Annotated in this window: 1 protein-coding gene; it reads left to right on the top strand. The window is 54.0% G+C overall.

Annotated features, from left to right (window positions below; genetic code table 11):
* Window positions 1-8: 8 nt before the first annotated feature.
* On the top strand, window positions 9-167 hold the full coding sequence (locus Q4563_RS22320) for a hypothetical protein (RefSeq protein WP_303606102.1): 159 nt from the start codon (window positions 9-11) through the stop codon (window positions 165-167).
* The last annotated feature ends 72 nt before the right edge of the window (window positions 168-239 follow it).

Raw genomic sequence — 239 nt, 5'->3', positions numbered from 1 at the left:
GGAGCATCATGATCACAGCACTGGTTGCCGTCTTAATCGGCTTGGTTGTCCTGGTATGGAGTGCCGACAAATTTGTCCTTGGAGCTGCAGCAACAGCTCGCCGCCTTGGCATGTCACCGCTAATGGTGGGGTTGACGATTGTTTCCATTTGCACATACGCTCCTTAATTGTTTGTCTCTGCCGTCGCAACCCTGGATGGTGTTGGCAACCTGGCTGTGGGTAATGCCCTCGGCTCCAAC

The sequence above is a fragment of the Gilvimarinus sp. 1_MG-2023 genome, from assembly GCF_030548285.1.
Note: the sequence above shows the minus strand (reverse complement) of the source record. Positions and strands in the feature narration are given on the sequence as shown.

Bases quoted from the DNA above. Each gene is read 5' to 3' on its own strand.
- Q4563_RS22320 (WP_303606102.1), top strand. From the start codon at position 9: ATGATCACAGCACTGGTTGCCGTCTTAATCGGCTTGGTTGTCCTGGTA.